We start from the raw sequence: 19209 nt of genomic DNA, 5'->3' as shown, positions 1-19209 counted from the left end.
GTTCCAGAGAAAAACCCTGGATGGCGCAGTCAAAAACGCCCTACTGACCTAGGCTAGGTCAAGACCTAACTGTATCTCTACTTATGGTTATATTATATCACTTAAGAATGTTATTGCGGGATAAATCCCGCTGTCTTTACGACTTGCTCGGTTTCATCCCTCGGATAAATCACGAGGGCTTTCACCATCGCTTATGACGTAATTAGTTGGGGTCTGTTCAATGGAGACGACGCAGACCTTGACATAGCCGCCGCGTTGGTCGCAGGACCTGGGGAGCCCCGGCAGACCGCGACCCGTCTGGAATCAGCCGCCCATCAGTGCCTGGGCGAGACCGATGTAGAGCGGTATTCCCAAGGCAATCGCAACCGGCGTGCCGACGGCTGTGGACGCGCCGATGTAGGCGGAGGGATTGGCTGTCGGGATACCGGCTCGTAAGGTGGGCGGCCCTGAGATGTCTGAACTGGAGGAGGCGATGACGGCCAGGATCACGACGCCGCCAGGGCTGAATCCCGTGGCGTAGTGGGCAATCATGCCGAGACCGAAGGCTATGAGCCCATGCAGCAGCGGCGCCACCAAGGCATATACGGCGTACCACTGAGCCACCTTGCGCAGCTCGCCAATCCTTGACCAGGCCTCCATACCCATTACCAGCATCAGTATCGAAAGCAGACCGCGGAAGAGGAGCTCGTAGAAGCTTTCAAAGACACTTTCCGGCTGGGTTAGGATGCCTAGAGCGAGGCCGAGTAGCAGTGCCGATAGGGCAGAGCCCTCGAGGCTTTCCTTCACGATGGGCCATATTTTGACCCGCTCGCGCTGCTTGCGGGGATACCCGCCTGCGGTAATGCGCTGCTGGCTGCGATACTCCTGCCTGGTGGTGGGATACTCCTGCTCGCTGGACCCGCCTGCGGCAACCGACTGCTTGCTGAGATACTCCTCCTTGCTGAGAGACTTTTGCTTGTTGGTATAAATGCTGGCTACGACGATCGCAGTCACGAGCGCTGGGATGTCCATGAATGGATAGAGTGCGCCGGCCCAGGGCTCGTATTCCATGCCTTGCGCTTCCAGTACCGTTATGCCGGCGGCGAGGGTAGAGCCACTCACGGCACCGAACAAGCCCGCGGTCGCAACGGCATCCACGGTTCTGATGCCCGGCAGCTTGGCCAACGTGTAGCGCCCGATGAACACGATAAGCATCCCCGTTACCACGGCGAACAGCGCGGGCAACAGCATCTCCGTTATATTGGAATTGCGGATCGCAATGCCGCCGCTCAAGCCGACTTTTATGAGCAGCATGAAGACGATGAACTTATAGATCGCATCTGGAATTTCCAGTTTGCTACCGAGGGCGGCAATGACTATACCACCAATCAGAAAGGCGAGTGTCGGGGACTGCAACTGCGCCCCAAATTTCGTCAAGAAATCGGACAAGAAATCCACGTTGTAATTCCTCTTTAGTTAGATTTTAGGGGTCAGGACGGCAGGCAAGCGTGGCCTCGAATCCTGGGTAGCTGGTTTCACGCATCCGGGTTAGCAGCGAGTCAACCCGCCACTAAGAATGTATCTGCATCCCGGTGCGTCGTGTGCTAGAAGATAAGGTTTCGCTCCGGCGAGCGCAAATGATCGCGCTAATCAGTAGTGATTCATTGGCAATGGCTTGTTGCTGCCATGGTTTACCAGCAATTGGTTCGTAAAATCCGAGCGATGCATCTGGGAAAGCGTTTTCGGGTACTCACTCAGATGGGGAGCGGTCATTCATCGCGCTTCAGCAACGGAAAATGGTTGTTGCTGTTGGTTGCTACTTGGAATTACAATAGAGCCGGCTGCGGAAGCGCCGGCAGTGTACAGAAAGTTCCGACGAGACATGCGAGAGAAATTTGCCATGAATACCTCCATCCATCTCCCCTGACTGGGGGAGTGGTGATTGTGATAAGTGAAATTGGTTAAAAGTCGAAGAAAGTGGGGGTGCACAGCTACACCCCTGCAGCACAGGTGTTACGCGAATACCTGTCCCGCAGCATCTCCTAAAGATCAAGATCTATATAAGACCCAAATCTTCATGTGCTTAAGTTTATCTTAAAATCCGCACAAATTTGCGATCGCTCTACATGGAAATGTCCAATTCAAATCATAAGTTTTCCTTTTATTCTCAGAAAAAAAGAGTTGCGTGGGCACCACTCTTCTAGCAATGGCTGAGCTAATCAATCCACATTTCGGGGGGAGTTGTTGCCGGCTCATAAGTCGTAGACGGACTGTAACTGGCGAGGTTAAACCACCCCACCGCCAGTAGGAGACCGAACCCACAGCCCAACAAAAAAGTCCAGGCGTGAGACGACTCTAGCACGCACAGCAGGCGGCGATCGCGCCCATAGACTTGCACGAGCCAGCCTTCGCTGGTGTTGTCAAATTTGGTCCGCAGTTTAGTTGAGTCAAACTTGTTCATTATGTACGCTCCATGCTGATCGAATGTGTGTGGAGGTGGCGGGCACTTGCCCCCTGCAATCTGATGTTGAATGGTGGTCATAGCGCCAAAAGGATAAGTGTTTTTTATAAAATGCTTCCGCTAATCTGAGTCAATCTTTCTCAACAGAGGGTAGTGGATTCGCCGATCTTTGGCATAATCTTAAAGATATTGTTCAAAGCAAAACCATAGAGTCTTGCCTTGAATTGTCGTAACAGAAAGCATCAAGAGGTAACCTACATGACCCAGAAAGCCAGCAAGCTCGTCATCGTCACGGAAAAGGTGCTACTGAAAAAGGTCGCCAAGATCATCGACGAAGCCGGGGCTACCGGTTATACGGTGGTGGCCGCTGGCGGTAAAGGCAGTCGCGGCGTGCGCTCGTCGGGACAACCCACCGTTTCCGACGCCTTCTCGAATGTAAAGTTCGAGGTACTCACCCCCAATCGGGATATGGCTGTGAAGATTTCGGATGAGGTCGCAGCGCAGTTTTTCGACGATTATTCGGGCATCGCCTATATCTGTGACGTGATGGAGGTACTGCACGCGCACACGTTCTGACTCAAAATCCCAGCAATTCTCATTTTGGCAAGAAGCTGTTCAAGCACTGGGAATCTCGGTATTGTCATGACATCTGAGAGAGCCAGCAGAGCTAGAGCGGTTGCAAGAACGGGGTTTGTTCGACACCATCGTCGGTTCGTTTCGCCAGCGTTTGTCGTCACTACCGGACAAACGCACGGGCAAAAATACCCGCTATGGGATGGAGGATACCGCTTTGAGTGCGTAAGCGCGTGTTCTTCACCCGAACCCCGTCCTTTCTGGCCTATCAACGCATGGTGGCGGGTTGTGGCATTTTCCCCCTCTCCCTCTGCCCCTCTCCCACCCCCCTCTTTCCCCCTTTATAGATCCCGCTTCCGTCCCCCTTGAGAGCCCGCTTCCGTCCTCCTTGAGATCCCCCTTCCGTCCCCTTAAAAAGGGGGAAGCCAGGGGATGCTTCGCCTTTGTTCCACGGGGGAGGGCAGAGGATACTTCGCTTTTGTTGCACGGGAAAGGGGAGCATAAAAGTGACTTTAGGTTATGTCTTCTCAGTGAATAATAGAGGGAATAAAGCTTGTTTTTAGTTCTCTTTTCTCTTGATAGGAGAGAAAGAAATTGATGCGCTGTCCGGTTCCCCTTCTCCCTTGATAGGAAAGGAAGAAATTAATGCGCTGTCCGGTTCCCTTTCTCCCTCCCCCCCTTTAAACTATGCATTACCCATATCTTTCTTAACATTAGCGAGAGCGATCGCTCTCGCCCTCTCCAACCCCCATTCCTACATAGCCAATTCTCAATAAAACTTGATTTTTATCAATAATGGTTTTTGGTGATTTGTCAAGTATAGTGGAATGACTCGAACTTGAAAGCCTTGTGAAACAAGGCTTTCAGGATTGTCAAGAAAGATGCGTATAAGGGATAGCCCTTTCAAAGGGGGATGAGGGTGTCCAAACTCCCCGCGAATTCGACTCAAAACCTCTGGCAAATTCCTTTCCACCTCCTCACTACTCACTTGCAAAAATCCTAACCCTAAAGACTCCAAATGTTTTCCGGTGTATTAGGGTTTTAGGTTGTCCGCACGGAGCCAACTAGGATGGAAAGTATTAAAGTACGGCAAAACTGGAAGTGGCTATAGTCCAGTTGCAGGGAATTTTGCCAGAATTGGGAGAGAGAATCAGTTTATAGGTACGGAGGGAGAACGATGCAGAGCATCACTCTAAAATCTCATATCGGTAGCGATGGTCTTTTGAAGGTTTATTTACCTGACATGAGAAATACGAATATTGAGGTTGTCATTGTCTATCAAACGACACTACCAAAAGGGGTTGAAGCAGCACCTCTTTCACAGTTTTACGGATGCATCCAGGATGACTCATTTATTAGACATCCTCAAAACGAACAACCTGAACGCGAACCCCTGGAATGAAATATCTTCTTGATACAAATGTCTGGTCAAGGCTCCAAGGATATTTCTCCTTGATTTGACCATTGGTAAGTTGATTGTTTCACTGCTTCATAATTTGAATCTAATTCAGGTTCTAGTAACAAAATTGCAGCAATGCGTCTTGCTATTTGGGTCACTTCAATAACTTCTTCTGGTTTAAGCGATCGCCCTAACAATTTCTCCTCTCGGTAACTCAACCATTTTTTGATGACTTGATACCCGCCAAGCGTGTAATCCCACACGCGATCGGGAATGTTTTTCCAGTAGGCGATGTCGTTGAGGTAAATGTCATAGGTGGCTGTACCAAGTTGCTCAATGACTTGTGCTATCGCAGTTTGTTCTTCTGGTGTGTAGGGGCGATCAATCGCTTTCCCTTTTCCGGGCATGGTGACACCCTTTTGTCCGGCATATCCCCAACCTGCGGTAAGGGCAAAGTCGGTATTTGGGTTAAGGTTGCCAGTGCCAACACGGGAAACAACAGCGATCGCTTTTAGTTCAGGAAGAAGTTTGCCAGAAGTGACACCTCCAACGGGAGTCTCTGGATCGAGGAGTGCGGCAATTTGACGACCAAGGTTTGCAGAGGCGATTAGGGTGTCACAGTTGTCGGGCAAGGGAATTCGCGCCCAGTCTTGCCTTAATGCGCCATCATTTTCGGTTGCATAATTGGGGGCGTGAAGAATTGCAATAACGTGATAGAAAAGATGTTCTGCATCTTCAATCGTTCTAATGGTCTTCAAATATTCAACTGCTTTGTCAGAGAGATTGAGATTTAAGCCATTTTGTAGTTTGCGCTCATCGTTTAAATAAAGATCAAGCTTATTCTCATCTTGCTTAAGAAATAGTGGAATACAACTTGCACCACGATCCATTAAATCTAAACAACCTAGATTACGAATAAATTGTGGTTTTGACCAGTTCCGCCTTGGCTTCTGCTGAGAAATGATCCAAGCATTTCCCTCAACTACATGAGAAAAGTAAGCTGACACTTTTTCACCCAGTAATCTAGTTTCTGGTTCCCAATAAATCCAGCGGATATCGAAAGGGCGATGGCAAAAACGAACAATATATTCAGGTAGAAAGCCACGACGCAAAAGATACTCACGCGATTTGTTTGCATCAAATCTATTTGTTGTCTCCATCGAACGAGGACAAATTATTTTCATTTCCTCATTACTGATAGATGGATCAAAATATTGCTTTATTCTGACTTGTAAATCAGCTCGATTAATATCTACTACGAGTTCATCACGCTTTGTTTGCACGCCAGGGAAGAATGTTGGAAATATTTCTGGTAGAATTGGATAATCGGGATAACCAGTGCTAAAGTTTCTTGGTTTGAGGGGTAAACCGAGTGCGATCGCAGGCTTCACCTCTTGGTATATTTTATCATCCTGTTCTTGAGACTCTAGAAGTTGTTGCCGTTTGGTTACACCCCAAAGATTGCGGAATTTAACTGTATCGCTCGGTTGATGATTTTCTTTACGGAGAAGTAGAGCTATAGCGGTGCCAACTTGAATACCTTCTTTGTTCCATTCTGTTGAAAAAATACTGGGATCGGGTTCGCCTTCCGGTGTTATTTTTCCAGTTGCAAACTTGTCACCGTTTAAGCAATCAATCCAGATATCATCAAATACTTCTAGATATCGCTCTCGCATTCCCGTAAACGAAAGCCCATCCAGATAGGAATAATTTGATATGAAGCAAACAACCCCTTTTCCCGTATTCTCTACAATGCGTCGTTCTGCCATACGAAAGAAGCGAACATAAAGTTCGTTTAATCCTTGACCTTTTGGTTTCGGTGCTTTCTTAGTCGTGCGATAAGCATTTGATAAATCTCTTTCTTCACCAATCGCAACTCCCGCGAAACCGTCATAGGGAGGATTTCCCAAGATTACCAAAATTTGTTTATCTCGCTTCACCTTTTCTGCTGCATCCCGTTCTTCTTCCAACTCCGGGAATAACAGCAATTGTTTCGGTTCTTTCGGTGGTTCCCAACCCGTGAGCGCATTTGTCAAATACACGCCTACCCGTTCCTGTTCATCACTCAACGGCACACCCAAATTTTGTAACAGCAAACCCAACTGTAGATGTGCTACCACAAACGGGGCTGTCAAAATCTCAAAGCCAAACACCCGATTCATGGCTGCCGCTTTCAGTTGCGAACCCACCAGCGCCCCCATGCCCTTGTCTTGCAAATTGGCATTAATCCGCTGCAACACTTCCACCAAATAAGCACCCGTCCCACAACAGGGGTCAAGAATATACACATTTGAGTCAGCTAATCCGTCTTCAACCTGCAACTCTTCCCGCAGCACCGTATCTACCCGCGCCACCATGTATTGCACTATCTCAGGCGGTGTGTACCAGACTCCAAATTCTTTGCGTAACTTTGGATCAAACTCCTCCAAAAATGGCTCATAGAAATACTGAACTGCCTGCCCCTCGTCAAATTTAGAAAAGAAAGAGGTACGATCAACTCGATTCAACGCTTCCCCTGTCCAGTTCAACACTTCCTCTAAATCCAGTCTGCGAACATGGGTTGGGGTTGCTACCTTCTCAAACAACGCTTTAATCATTGGAACGTGCAGATAATAACCTGCTACGCGCCAGTCAAACCGCCCCTTTTCCTGCTGCTTGTGCCACAACACCCACGCGGAAAAAATGCCATAAAACAGCGTTTGAATCAGAGTGGACTTGAAGAATCGCTCTCCCTTCTTGGAATCTTTTTTATCCCCCGTAAACGTAATTCCTAATGCTTCTTCTAACGCCTTACGCAGCGTTTCTAATGCAGGTATATCGGTTTTCTCAATCCGTGCCTTGGCATCCTTGGCGTAAGAAGCCAGAAACCAGGCAAGATCCTTGGGCGTGGCAATACTGGCAGACTGGAGCATCACCCGCTTCAGATATTCTGTGAATTGTTCCTCCTGCTCCCTAGCGAATTGCTTGGGATTCTTCGCCTTTTCCCAAAACTCCGCCTCATTCTTGGCTAAACGATAGGTTTCCAGAGTGCAGGGTTGTCCATTGGCATCTTGCCCAATCAGCACGAAATCTCGATAGTTTGTGACCAATACCTGACGATACTTATCCCAATATTTAGAAACCTGCTTCGTTTCTGCAACTACCCAAGCATCATCCCCAGTACCCTTAATCTCAATCACACCTCGCTCTGGATTGGTGGGATTCGTGGGCGCGTCAGGCGATTTCCTTTGAAACTGACTGGCAGTAAACAAACCGCCATCAGGCATTCCCGCCCCGCCGATATTCTTCAATTGCATTACACAGCGTACTTTCGGCTTCAGCGTTTTGCCTAACTCGTTCAACAGTTTCTCTAACGCCCCATAATAGGATGTCTCTTTAACGGCTGCTCCCGTCGCTCGAATTTCCTGCAAATCTCGGATGTAAGTTTCAAAAGCACTCATAACCATTTTCTTGAAGACAACCATTAAGTTTAGGCAAAACCTGAACGCGAACCCCTGGAATGAAATATCTTCTTGACATAAATGTCGGCATCATTCTATTCCGACTTGCGTTTCGAGTTAGGCGGCGTTCGATGTGCGCCAAAATACTTTTCACTACGGTAGCGTAGCCACACCCGCAATACCTGGGGAATCTGCTCTTTTTGTTCTTTAGTCAGCGTGTTGTAAAGGGCTAAAGCGCGTTCTCGCTCTCCCCGACAGGCAGCGCTATTATGAGCATCCCAGTAGCTACGGGCAACCCGAATCCGCCGACAGACTTCTTTTATCAGTGCTTCTCCCGTGAGGGGATTTTTCTGCTTTGCCATACTTCCATAAGAACCCACTACCCTAAATCCTAACCCGTTGTTATCCCGCCAAAGGTTCAAACCCCTGTCTCATAGCCAAAGTCCGTTGAAACGGACTGGCGGAGAGGATTGCAGTCCTCTTTAGAGGACTTAAGCTATTAGCAAGGGACTTGAGTCCCTTGCTGGTACTCCGATTAGTCTTTAACCCCAGCCAGCGGTTCTTTGAACTGCCAGGTTTTATCCTGAGAAAGTTCCAGCAAAGACTGATGGTAATTTGCCAACGTCGAGCGATGCCCCACACTCAAAAAAGTCGTCCCTTTCGCCTGCAAATGTTTATATAACCGTTCCTCATTCCCCAGATCCAAGGCACTGGTTGCTTGGTCCAGAATAGCATACTGAGGTTTGTTCAGTAGCAACCGGGCAAAGGTTAACCGTTGTTGTTCGCCCAAAGAGAGGACATCAGCCCAATCCTGTTCGGCATCAAACCCGCCAAACCGTTCATCTAAACCCGCTAAATTCACCTGCTCTAAAACTTGTTTCAACTGTTGCTCATCAACCTCAAGGTGGGTGTTAGGATAGAGCAATATACAAACGTCGTCACCAGGGTTCCGATTAGAGCATACAGCACCAGAAAAAACACCAGGGGTTTAGAAATGCCCCAGAGTACACTACTGAACGCAATCACCGACAGCACCGACTCCACCAGCACCAGCAAAAAGGTGAGAGACTCTTGGGTAAAACTCCTGACATCCTCAGCAATCCGCTGATCTGGGTTATCAATCTCGGTTTTACCGATATGCAAATTGTAATAGGCGCGATCGCGAAAATAGTTATCCACGAATCGATGGGTGAGCCATTTACGCCATTGCAGGCTGAGGCGATCGCGTAGATAGGTATAACCCGCCAATAGAGGTGCATAAATCACCAGCACGCCGATGAAAATAATCACCGTTTGCCAGAAGCGGGATTTATCCTGGGCGGAAAGGGCTGAGATTAATACCCCTCGCTTGTTGTTGAGTAGGACACTCAATCCCGTATAGGCTAGCAGAAACAGCACCACACTCAGGAGTAACCCTCTGGCAAGCCATTTCTCATCCCCTAACCAGTAGGATTTGGCGATCGTCCAAAATTGCTGGAGTACCTTGAAATTCAATCGATCCATCGGCTTGTTTGGGTGACAACTCGGTCTGCTGGAAGACAATCACTAAAGGCAAACCTGGGTAAAATCTGCTCAAATACTGATGTAACTCATTTCTAGGCGATTGTTAAATTATGCTACAAATTTCTAATACTGTGAGTATTCCAGAGGATGAGATTGAGATGAGTGCGGTACGCTCTCAAGGGGCAGGGGGACAAAATGTCAATAAAGTGGCGAGTGCCATTCACCTGCGCTTTGACATCCAGGCTTCCTCGCTGCCCGATCGCTACAAAGAGCGGCTGTTGAAACGTTCCGATCAGCGCATTACCAAAGACGGGGTGATTATCATCAAAGCCCACGAACACCGCAGCCAACAGCAGAATCGGGAAGAGGCGCGGCTGCGACTGCAAGAGTTGATTAAGAGTGCGATCGCGCTTCCCAAACGCCGGAAACCCAGCCAGCCCACTCGAAGTTCTCAATGCAAACGTCTAGATAGCAAAAGTAGGCGATCGCAGATTAAAGCAATGCGAGCAAAGGTAACAGATGAATGAAATCCTTGCTCCTTAACGACTCTGCTCGACTCATGATCTGTGCCACAATCTTCCCATAATTAAATAAAATCTATAATCATGGATTCGATTGATCTAGCATTTACCCCAGCATTGGAGCAGGCTCGGCTGATTCGCGATAAGGTAATTTCTCCCCTAGAACTCACCCAGCTTTACCTAGATCGTATTCAACAACTTGACAGTTCCCTAAATAGCTTTTTTACTGTGATGGCAGAGGAAGCCATAGCAGAGGCGACAGCCAAAACGGAACAATTAGCCGCCCCAAGTACAGAACCCTCTTCCCTCCCCGCATTCTTTGGCGTTCCCGTTGCGATTAAAGACTTATCTCCCGTAGCTGGAGTCCCCTGCACCTACGGTATTCACTTATTGAAAAAGCGCATCGCCACAGAAGATGCTGGTGTAGTGACTAAGATTCGCCAAGCCGGTTTCACGATTCTGGGCAAAACGTCAACCTCAGAAATTGGCACGTCTCCCTACCCGGAATCAAAAGGATTTCCGCCCACCCGTAATCCGTGGAATTTAACCTACTCCTCCGGTGGTTCCAGTGGCGGCTCAGCAGCAGCCGTAGCCGCAGGGCTTTGCCCGATCGCTCATGGAGGAGATGCAGGAGGCTCGGTGCGGATTCCATCAGCCTGCTGTGGCTTAGTCGGGATTAAACCATCACGGGGACGTGTCTCATCAGCACCTTTAGGGGAAAAAGTCGGTGGCTTGGGTGTAGAGGGAGTCATCGCTCGCACGGTGGCTGACGCGGCTGCTTTGCTGGATGTCATGTCTGGCTATGTTTCCGGCGATCCTTACTGGTTGCCAACTCCGCCGATTTCCTTTCTCGAGGCAACCCAGCAACCGCCTCAGCGTTTACGCATTGGGTTTGCCACAACCCTGAAGCCGATGGGAGAGGCTGATCCGGTTTGTACCCAGGCGGTTATGGAGATAGTGCAATTGCTAGAAACACTGGGACATTCGATTGAGTCAATTGATTTGGATTTTTCCGAGATAATTGATCCGCTCAAAATCGTCTGGCAAGCCACAGTTGATGTGGGAGTACCCCGGATTTTTCTGGGAAAATTAAATCGTTTATTACTGTCGCGATCGCGCTCTCGCCCCAGTGGGGCTTATCCGCAAGCGATGATGAAACTCCATGAGATCGCCCGAAAACTTATTGCTGATCTAAACCCCATTGATGTGTTGGTGTTGCCTGTTTTGATGCATCCAACGATTCGAGTCGGAGAATGGGCAAAAAAAAGAGCGGCTAAGGAGTTGGAGCATATCATTAAATGGATTGCCCCCTGTCCCCCGTTTAATGTAACTGGACAACCTGTGATTGCTGTTCCCGCAGGCTTCACACCCGATGGTTTACCTTTGGGGGTACAGTTAGTTGGTCGTCCTGGCGATGAAACAACTATTATTAGTTTAGCCGCCCAAATAGAAGCCGCAAAACCTTGGAGCCAGCATCGTCCAACCTTGGCGCTTTAGTAAGCTACTAAAAAGCTGATTAAGCCCTGAACTAAAGTCCTGAACTAAAATACTCGCTCAAAGCTTAAACCAGTTTTAACAGGTTGAAAGCCTTTAATGTAGTAAGCTCGATTCTTACTTTAGCTTAAAGATAAGAAATTTATTTCCTGGCTAAACTTCCCAACACCCTACTATTATAGGAATTGACCGGAAATAATGGGTCAATATACACAACCGATGCTACCGGACTTGAGATCACAACAACCCCCGATAATGAACAAAAACTAAAATAGCCGCCCACGAACCCAAGGCGACTTTTACGGCGACTAGAATGTTGAGCAGGGGAATAATCCCGCCGCTGAGCAGTGCGCCTAAGTTTCCATGGGGTAACTCGACTCCAGCCAGAGTGATCACCGCTAGGACAATGAAAACCAGAACCGAAACTTTCTCCCATCTAGAGGCGTGCCAGCGTTTATAGATTCCCTGCATCCACTCTGTTGATGAAGTAATCGCCACCAAACCAATCGCGGTTCCCCCAGCTACCCCAGCCGCAAACCCGCCACCAGGGCTAAGATGTCCCCGAATCGCTAATTCGATACCAACTAAGGCAGAAATGGTTGCTCCCAAACGCGCCAGAATTACCGAGGGTTGATCGGTAAACTGATAAATCGTGCAGAATGGCTTTTCATCTGCCAGCAGAAACTGGACACCCATAATCGCGATCGTAAATACAACCACTTCAAAAATTGTGTCATACAGCCGATTCCGGAAAATGATACCCGAAACCACATTGGACACTCCACTGTCTTGTGCAATTAAATTGACGATAGATTTATCCGATAAATCCGGTGCCGAATTGGACATATTGGGCGTGATTAGGAATATGACGTACAGCGCTATCCCCGCTGCAATGTAAACCCATTTCATTAATGTTCCTCCCCTAAATCTGGTGTATTGATATAGGTTAAATGTGTCGCGGGTGACGACAGTTCGGTTCGTATGATGTCATAGAGACGTTGAACCCGAGTCTCGGTGTGATAGAATGGCGTCTCAGACTCAGGTGCTTTCGGGTCTTGAGGCTCCAGTTCTGATAAGTGCGATCGCGTACAGGTGGCATGAATTTCTTTATCCATCAGCGCCCGATGCAAAGCCTGCTGATCTGTGTAAGGGACTAACTCAATACGCATGTAATGTTTGCGAAAAATGGTGCGTAAATCATCCATCAGTTGCCCAAAATGATTGCTATCATCGTTCGTAGTCGGCGCTTTAGCGCCACTCTCTTCAAGTACACCCAGACGCAGGGTTAAGGATGAACGCACCGCCACCGCATACAGCGTAATCGCCAGCATAGTACCCACCAAGGCTTCGGTCAACGCCACATCCGCCGCCCCCAAAACCGCATAAACCAATGCCGCCACCGCTCCCAAAATGCCCCGAATCACCAAAGCATGGTAGGGATTCACCTGAAAAACTAACATACAGGCAGCCAAAGGTAGCAGCGCGATAATCACATAGAGATCACTCTGATTCATAGTCCAATTCCTCCCCGCTACTCGAACAATATGCCAACACATACCCCAGCACTGTATTCCAAATCGCCAACGAAATAATGGCAAGAATCAGTAGGGGCCATTCACTGGGTATTTTTAGCAACAATCCGACGATAATACTCATTGAACCGAGAGTATCTGCCACCGAAAGAGTATGCAGTTTAAAGAGTACAGATCGGTGACCAATCAACGGAAATGTTCCCCAAAACCAGAAGACAATTCCTAACCCGATACAGATATAACTAAGCACGTTGATCATAGTAGGACTCTTTCGCTGAATCATTGATTCGTTTAAGGATATGTGCCAACAACATTAATCCGGCATTCCCCACACTCAGGATGATCACCCCGACAACTCCGATCATCCAATCATCCCGCAAGACAGAAACAACCAGAATCATGATTGAGGTTTTGGTGGCAATACTGGCAAATGCCAACATTTTTTGCCAAATATCATCATCCTGCCATGCCTCATACATGGGGATAAGTAACGCCAAAATCATGCTAATTAAAATCCAATTCATGTTCGTTTCCTCCGGCTAATTCTGTGGACTTCATACGAGCCTTCCTCGTGATATTTCAAAACAATGGTTTTGGGTGTAAACGTAATTAAAAATATATCGAGAAAAATGAGTCCAGGTGTACGCTGGGGTTTGACTCGTTCCATAATTACATCTTCGTACTTATGAGGACGGAGCATAATTTCAAATGCCTCAAAATAAGCCTGGGGAATCGCCACAAGTACCTCACCCAGCACCCGAAACCAATCCTTTAAGGATTCCGGAGTTTTGGGGCGTCCCGGCAAGAGAAGGGCAATGGCGATGCCAATGATGATATTTGGTACACTCAGACTAGCGGTGAGCAAAAACCAGATGGTTAATCGCAATATCAAATTCAGATGTCCAATCATTTTTCGTCATTTGTCCTTTGTTATTTGTCCTTTGTCACTGTGGGGACAATAGCTAGAATAGAATTGATAACATACATTTTTCTACTTATAGCGCCAAGACAATTCAAGCGAATACCATCCCAAACAGCAACAGCAACATTAAACTCATCATCCCAATCAGATGATCGAATTGCTCAAGCATACGAGGGAGTTTGATGGCAAGTCGTTTGAAAATCAAAAAATATGCCAACCATCCAAGTGCGATAGTGACTAGGGGTTTCACGATATTCTTAACCGTATACGCCTCGTAATACACAACATTTGCTAAAATTAAACCCCCGATTAATATGATCATGGCTAACCAGAAACCGGGCTTGACATTTCCCTCTCCTTGTGGTTTGTGAGGCAGAAAAATGAATTTGGCAAAGGATATTGCTGTTCCCAAAGCCGCAATATTCATGCCAATCACTTGCCAGGGCAAAAGATTTTCCATCGTCAAAACCTTCGCCCCAAAACCCGATAATAAGGGAAAGCCGGAGATAGAGAAACTAGCAATGACTAGGGCAATCCAAATCGAGGTATTCATCGGCTGATGGTGCAGTTCTTTGAGGTTACGGCTAGGTAAGGTTCCCGCTATTAAGAACAGCGCTGATTTAACTAACCCGTGGGTTAGCCCATAAAAACCACCGACTTCGGGTGCTGCTAGGACAAAGCCTAACTGCGAAATCGTGTGAAATGCCAACATTCGCTTGGTATCTTTTTCAAAGACGGCATAACCGACTCCTAGCACAGCTGTGCCTACGCCGAAGATTCTGACAATGGGATCAATCTCTGGCACCATCAAAGCAAAGCGCATCAGGGGAAACACCCCGGCTTTTACTACAACCCCCGATAGCAACGCTGACACCGGTGTCTCAGATTCCGAGTGGGTCAAGGGTAACCACAATCCCGATACAAAAATACCCCCTTTACTCAGCAGTCCCAAAACGATCAGAACAACCGCCTCGATGGGTGCATTGCTCAAACCCTCATAAGCAAAAGAATAATTCGCCTGATACACCAACCCCGCACCTATCATATAAAACAGCATTGCCACATTGCTGAGCAACAGATAACGCAATGCTACCCAAATCGAACGATTGGTTCGGGGATAGGCGATTAATAGAAATGCGGCAATACTAATCACCTCTAATGCCACATATAAGCTGACGAAATCGGCACAGACAAAGGCGGCATTAACACAGCCGTGTAAAATAATCATCTGTGTAAAAAAGAACGCCGTCTTATTGGTGTGCCAACAATAGATGATAACGGCGGTTGTGACTAGGGCATTGGTGAATATAAAAAAACCGCTCAATTCGTCAGCGATTAAGGTGACGCCGAAACTATCCAGTAACTGCAAGGTTAAGGTTGACTGAGCCAAAAATAGCTGCGATGCATAGCCAGCCGAAACCAGGGCGACGCCCAATGCGAGATAGCGGTCAAGTTTAGGGAACAGATAAATGCTGAACCCCACAAATAGCGGTAGTGCTATCCAGACAATCGTCAATGTACTCATGGGGTATTGTGCTTTTCAATCTCGCTGCTTTCTAAAGTCGGATGATCCCGTGCTAGCTTCATCACACCGACTAGCATCAGGGCTTGAATCGAAAAGCCGATCACAATCGCGGTTAAAATCACCCCTTGGGGAACTGGATCAGAGTAAGCGCCATTTTCGATGTTGGCAATAATCCCATTTTCGACGGAAATAATCGGTGTGAACAAGGCTTCACCTTTGCGTGATGCGATCAGCACGTAATAGGCAATAACCCCCGTACTCATCACATCCATGGAGATGATCTTCATCACTAGGTTTTTTTTCAGGATGATGCCGAAAAATCCGCACAGGATGGTGGCAAATATGCAGGCTTCTAACACGGGTATGCTGTCCTGGAAAAAGGTGCTAAAACATATATAGCACGTTTTAATAGTGCTAACCAAGGCTGACACTATTGAAAAGTGTCAATGCCAACCATAGACTCATGCCACAGCAACGGATTGGTTTGAGCAGGGGAAATGATGATTTTCGTCATTCGTCATACTCAAGGAAGCCAGAAGCGAGTAACCTTAACGGCACTGAGAATTGGCATTGTGGCATCGCCGAAACCTTTGATATACGGTAGGGTGGGCATTGCCCACCAGAATATGAGGAGCGTGGTATTCGTTTTAACCTGCCTTAGTCTTGCTATATCATCTTGAATAAAAGAATCAACGCTAGACTCATCACCCCCATGAATCCGATCAGATGCTCCAATTGCTCAAGCACACGGGGGAGTTTGAGTACCACTCGTTGAAAAATTAAAAAGTATGCCAACCATCCAACGGCGATGATTGCCAGATTTTTGGTGATATTTATCAGGGTGTATCCTTCTAAATACATCCCGCTTGTGCCAATCAGCGCACCGAGCAGTAGTAGCACTGGAATCCAGAAACTGGCTCGAACAGGCTTCCCTTTCCCATGGGGCAGAAGGATGAATTTGGCATAGACAATTGCTGTTCCCACCGCCCCAAGGTTCATGATAATCCATTGCGAAGGTAGGACGTTCTTCAACGTTAGTACCTTCGCGCCAAAGCCGACGAACAAGGGAAAGCCCGAAATCGAGAGGCTAGCCATGACGAGGGCAATCCAGAGTCCGGTATTCATCGGCTGCTCTTTAAGTTCTTTAAAGTTTCGGCTGGGTAAGTTACCCGCGATCAAAAACAGCGTTGATTTCGCCAATCCATGGGCTAGGGCATAAAAACCGCCGACTTCGGGTGCTGCGAGTATCCAGCCTACTTGGGAAATCGTGCTACATGCTAGCGTGCGCTTGGTATCTTTTTCAAAGACGGCATACCCGACTCCCAGCAGTGCAGTTCCCAAACCGAAAAGTCTGACAATGGGATCGATCTCCTCCACCATCAAAGCAAAGCGCACCAGGGGAAACACGCCTGTTTTCACCACAACCCCCGATAACAACGCAGACACCGGTGTCTCGGATTCCGAGTGGGTCAATGGTAGCCATAATCCCGATACAAAGATACCCCCCTTACCCAGCAGTCCCAGAACAATCAAGGCAATTGCCTCGATGGGTGCATTACTCAACCCCTCATAAGCAAAGGAATAATTTGCCTGATAAACTAAAACCGCACCCACTAGATAAAACAGCATTGCCACGTTGCCGACAAACATATAGCGTAACGCCACCCAAATGGAACGATTTGTTCGGGAATAGGCGATTAATAGAAATGCCGCAATACTAATGACTTCTAACGACACGTATAAGCTGATTAAATCGGCACAGACAAAGGTGGCATTGACACTGCCATGTAAAATAATCGTCTGTGTAAAAAAGAAAGCTGTCTTATTGGTGTGCCAACAATAAAGTATAACGGCGGTTGTTACCAGGGCATTGGTCAATATAAAGTAGCCGCTCAATTTGTCAGCGATTAAGGTGACGCCGAAACTATCCAGTAACTGTAGGGTTAAGGGCGATTTAGCTACAAATAACTGCAACGCATATCCAGCCGAAACCAGGGCGACGCCCAGTGCGAGATAGCGGTCAACTTTGGGGAACAGATAAATGCTGAACCCCACAAATAGCGGTAGTGCTATCCAGGCAATCGTCAATGTACTCATGGGGTATTGTGCTTCTTAATCTCGCTGTTCTAAGGTCTGATGATGCCGTGCTAGCGTCTTTTTGAAGATGATTCCGAAAAATCCGCACAGTATGGTGGCGAATAGGCATGTTTGTGACAGCTCCTACACCGACTCTTTGAGTACGGTGTAGGCTTCCAAACCAATCCGGCTATTGCTTAGGAGGCGTTTGGCTTTAAGGACGGTCTGCCCAGCCGCCCTGTTTTTTATATTTATGGCTGCATTATGATCGCGGTCAAGGCTGCACCCACAGTGAGGACAGTCATGCCAACGAATATGCAGCTTTTTGGGTACTTTCTCACCGCAATTGGAGCAATCTTGTGAGGTATTGTGAGCGCTTACTGGTACAACCAACAAACCAGCATTTTCGGCAATGTGTGTCAGTATCGACAGAAAGCTTGACCACCCAGCATCCAACACAGACTTAGCCAACTTTGTACGAGCAAGTCCTTTGACGTTCAGGTCTTCGTGAGCGATTACGTCATATTTTGATAACAGCCATTTCGCTGTTTTGAAGTGAAAATCCTTGCGCTTGTCTGCAACTGTTTTATGTTGTTTTCCTAGTTGTTTAATGGCTTTAAGTCTGCCGTTACTTCCTTTTTTCCTGCGTGATACCCGTTTCTGGATAACTCGTAGGCGTTTTTGAGCTTTACGATAATGTTGTGGAATGGTAACGGTTTCGCCATCGGAAGTTGTCAAAAACTCCTTTAAACCCATATCAACCCCAGCGATTTTATCCGGGTTGAAATCTGGCTTGATTTCAGGAACAGTTTTGTCTTCCAGGGATAACGTCAAGTAATAGCCATCCGCTTTCTTTGTAACAGATGCTGTTTTGATTTTGAAGCCATCAGGAATAGGACGATGCAGGAAAACTTTGACTTTGCCAAACATCGGCAAGTTTATCAAGCTCCCCTGCAAACATCCATCCTTCATTTGGGGATAGGTGAAGGTACGGTAGCGACTCCGAGACTTGAACCTTGGCTTACCGCTACGTTTGCCATTACAGTCACCTTTAAGAAAGCGGTCAAACGTTACCTTGACTCGCTTGACTACATCCTGAAGAACTTGAGAATATATCTCGCCGTACCAAGGATGTGTTTTCTTGAGCTTAGGTAATGTTTTCTTTTGAGAGTAATACTCAGGATTGTCCCGCAACTCTGGCAGGCGACAAACAAGAGGACAAGCATTGACTGGAGAGCGGTTTTGCTCCCACCAATTAAACCTATCACCCAACAAGTAATTGTACTGACTACAAAGCATAGACAACCATCTATCTATTTTGACAGCCTGCTGTTTTGTTGGGCGCAATCGGTACTGGTACGCAGTTCTCATTTGTTTTCCTCCTGTTTATCGACCTATCCTACGTTGACCCCGCAATTCATCTCGACGCTGACTCTACTCCTTCGGAGAAGGCTTCGCCAACGAGTACAGCGCGAGGCTTCTTGCGGAACAAGCTAACACGGCTATGCTGTCTTGTAAAAAGGTGCTAAAACATATATAGCACGTTTTAATAGTGCTAAAAAAGACTGACACTATTGAAAAGTGTCAATGCCAACCATAGACTCATACCACACCAATGGGTTGGTTTGAGCTTGGGAGCGACATGATAAGCTGCTACGCAGCTTAATTGTATAATATAAAGACAAGGTAAAGAGCGCGGTCGCCAGGATATGCCAGCTAAAAATCATCTGTCTCAAGAGCAGAAAGAAAGACTGATTAAACTCCTAAAGGAAGCTAATGAGTAT

21 protein-coding genes and 1 pseudogene are annotated in these 19209 nt (G+C 47.4%); 7 read left to right on the top strand and 15 right to left on the bottom strand.

Annotation, left to right across the window (positions count from 1 at the left end; genetic code table 11):
- Positions 1–303 precede the first annotated feature (303 nt).
- Positions 304–1437, bottom strand: coding sequence for a sodium-dependent bicarbonate transport family permease (locus RLO19_RS03485; RefSeq protein WP_446353874.1), 1134 nt, complete (start codon positions 1435–1437; stop codon positions 304–306).
- Between the two features lie 228 nt (positions 1438–1665).
- Between RLO19_RS03485 and RLO19_RS03480 the strand changes: the two genes are divergently transcribed.
- Positions 1666–1944: a hypothetical protein gene (locus RLO19_RS03480; RefSeq protein ID WP_446353872.1), complete on the top strand. Its 279-nt coding sequence runs from the start codon at positions 1666–1668 to the stop codon at positions 1942–1944.
- Positions 1945–2194: 250 nt separating this feature from the next.
- On the opposite strand, the gene RLO19_RS03475 is transcribed toward RLO19_RS03480, so the two are convergent.
- Positions 2195–2440 (bottom strand): hypothetical protein, encoded by a 246-nt coding sequence (locus RLO19_RS03475; protein ID WP_446353871.1) that lies wholly within the window; start codon positions 2438–2440, stop codon positions 2195–2197.
- Positions 2441–2698: 258 nt separating this feature from the next.
- Here RLO19_RS03475 and RLO19_RS03470 point away from each other — a divergent pair, with 258 nt between their 5' ends.
- The 3 genes and pseudogenes from RLO19_RS03470 to RLO19_RS03460 all read left to right on the top strand — a co-directional run bounded on the left by RLO19_RS03470 (position 2699) and on the right by RLO19_RS03460 (position 4415).
- Positions 2699–3016 carry a P-II family nitrogen regulator gene (locus RLO19_RS03470; RefSeq protein ID WP_446353869.1) on the top strand — a complete coding sequence of 106 codons (318 nt, stop codon included), beginning with the start codon at positions 2699–2701 and terminating at the stop codon, positions 3014–3016.
- A 127-nt stretch (positions 3017–3143) separates the two neighbouring features.
- A pseudogene (locus tag RLO19_RS03465) lies at positions 3144–3300 on the top strand (ISNCY-like element ISAtsp9 family transposase); the annotation flags it as partial.
- An 890-nt stretch (positions 3301–4190) separates the two neighbouring features.
- The gene (locus RLO19_RS03460) at positions 4191–4415 is read left to right on the top strand and encodes a hypothetical protein (protein WP_446353867.1); all 225 of its coding nucleotides are present in this window, start codon (positions 4191–4193) and stop codon (positions 4413–4415) included.
- Positions 4416–4441: 26 nt separating this feature from the next.
- Here RLO19_RS03460 and RLO19_RS03455 read toward each other — a convergent pair whose 3' ends face one another.
- From RLO19_RS03455 to RLO19_RS03440, 4 genes are all read right to left on the bottom strand, one after another.
- Entirely contained in the window at positions 4442–7852 is a 3411-nt protein-coding gene (locus tag RLO19_RS03455) for a type ISP restriction/modification enzyme (RefSeq protein ID WP_446353865.1), read from the bottom strand.
- A 95-nt stretch (positions 7853–7947) separates the two neighbouring features.
- Positions 7948–8214 carry a Precorrin-3B methylase gene (locus RLO19_RS03450; protein ID WP_446353864.1) on the bottom strand — a complete coding sequence of 89 codons (267 nt, stop codon included), beginning with the start codon at positions 8212–8214 and terminating at the stop codon, positions 7948–7950.
- Positions 8215–8387: 173 nt separating this feature from the next.
- Positions 8388–8735, bottom strand: a complete 348-nt coding sequence (locus RLO19_RS03445; protein ID WP_446353862.1) for an ATP-binding cassette domain-containing protein — start codon at positions 8733–8735, stop codon at positions 8388–8390.
- Complete coding sequence (locus tag RLO19_RS03440; RefSeq protein WP_446353860.1) at positions 8732–9355, bottom strand: SbmA/BacA-like family transporter; 624 nt, start codon at positions 9353–9355, stop codon at positions 8732–8734. Before RLO19_RS03440 ends, RLO19_RS03445 begins: the two co-directional genes overlap by 4 nt.
- A gap of 110 nt (positions 9356–9465) precedes the next feature.
- Here RLO19_RS03440 and arfB point away from each other — a divergent pair, with 110 nt between their 5' ends.
- Both arfB and RLO19_RS03430 read left to right on the top strand, forming a co-directional pair.
- On the top strand, positions 9466–9882 hold the full coding sequence (gene arfB / locus RLO19_RS03435; protein WP_446353859.1) for an alternative ribosome rescue aminoacyl-tRNA hydrolase ArfB: 417 nt from the start codon (positions 9466–9468) through the stop codon (positions 9880–9882).
- 78 nt (positions 9883–9960) lie between these two features.
- On the top strand, positions 9961–11373 hold the full coding sequence (locus tag RLO19_RS03430; protein ID WP_446353857.1) for an amidase: 1413 nt from the start codon (positions 9961–9963) through the stop codon (positions 11371–11373).
- 234 nt (positions 11374–11607) lie between these two features.
- On the opposite strand, the gene RLO19_RS03425 is transcribed toward RLO19_RS03430, so the two are convergent.
- The 7 genes from RLO19_RS03425 to RLO19_RS03395 all read right to left on the bottom strand — a co-directional run bounded on the left by RLO19_RS03425 (position 11608) and on the right by RLO19_RS03395 (position 15708).
- Positions 11608–12279, bottom strand: coding sequence for a Na(+)/H(+) antiporter subunit B (locus RLO19_RS03425; protein ID WP_446353855.1), 672 nt, complete (start codon positions 12277–12279; stop codon positions 11608–11610).
- Positions 12279–12884, bottom strand: a complete 606-nt coding sequence (locus RLO19_RS03420; protein WP_446353853.1) for a DUF4040 domain-containing protein — start codon at positions 12882–12884, stop codon at positions 12279–12281. Before RLO19_RS03420 ends, RLO19_RS03425 begins: the two co-directional genes overlap by 1 nt.
- The gene (locus RLO19_RS03415; protein ID WP_044204151.1) at positions 12871–13161 is read right to left on the bottom strand and encodes a monovalent cation/H(+) antiporter subunit G; all 291 of its coding nucleotides are present in this window, start codon (positions 13159–13161) and stop codon (positions 12871–12873) included. Before RLO19_RS03415 ends, RLO19_RS03420 begins: the two co-directional genes overlap by 14 nt.
- Positions 13145–13426, bottom strand: coding sequence for a hypothetical protein (locus tag RLO19_RS03410; protein WP_446336770.1), 282 nt, complete (start codon positions 13424–13426; stop codon positions 13145–13147). Before RLO19_RS03410 ends, RLO19_RS03415 begins: the two co-directional genes overlap by 17 nt.
- Positions 13423–13812, bottom strand: a complete 390-nt coding sequence (locus RLO19_RS03405) for a Na+/H+ antiporter subunit E (protein ID WP_446353852.1) — start codon at positions 13810–13812, stop codon at positions 13423–13425. Before RLO19_RS03405 ends, RLO19_RS03410 begins: the two co-directional genes overlap by 4 nt.
- A gap of 103 nt (positions 13813–13915) precedes the next feature.
- Positions 13916–15349: a cation:proton antiporter gene (locus tag RLO19_RS03400; RefSeq protein WP_446353850.1), complete on the bottom strand. Its 1434-nt coding sequence runs from the start codon at positions 15347–15349 to the stop codon at positions 13916–13918.
- On the bottom strand, positions 15346–15708 hold the full coding sequence (locus RLO19_RS03395) for a cation:proton antiporter subunit C (protein WP_446353848.1): 363 nt from the start codon (positions 15706–15708) through the stop codon (positions 15346–15348). Before RLO19_RS03395 ends, RLO19_RS03400 begins: the two co-directional genes overlap by 4 nt.
- Before the next feature lie 104 nt (positions 15709–15812).
- Here RLO19_RS03395 and RLO19_RS03390 point away from each other — a divergent pair, with 104 nt between their 5' ends.
- Positions 15813–15953, top strand: coding sequence for a hypothetical protein (locus tag RLO19_RS03390; protein WP_446353846.1), 141 nt, complete (start codon positions 15813–15815; stop codon positions 15951–15953).
- Positions 15954–16015: 62 nt separating this feature from the next.
- Here RLO19_RS03390 and RLO19_RS03385 read toward each other — a convergent pair whose 3' ends face one another.
- Complete coding sequence (locus tag RLO19_RS03385) at positions 16016–17446, bottom strand: cation:proton antiporter (RefSeq protein WP_446353844.1); 1431 nt, start codon at positions 17444–17446, stop codon at positions 16016–16018.
- Positions 17447–17569: 123 nt separating this feature from the next.
- Positions 17570–18796 (bottom strand): RNA-guided endonuclease InsQ/TnpB family protein, encoded by a 1227-nt coding sequence (locus RLO19_RS03380; RefSeq protein WP_446353842.1) that lies wholly within the window; start codon positions 18794–18796, stop codon positions 17570–17572.
- Positions 18797–19209 lie beyond the last annotated feature (413 nt).

The sequence above is a fragment of the Coleofasciculus sp. G2-EDA-02 genome, assembly GCF_040226375.1.
GTDB lineage: Bacteria > Cyanobacteriota > Cyanobacteriia > Cyanobacteriales > Coleofasciculaceae > Coleofasciculus.
The sequence above is the reverse complement of the archived record's forward strand: the minus strand, read 5'-3'. Positions and strand labels throughout refer to the sequence as shown.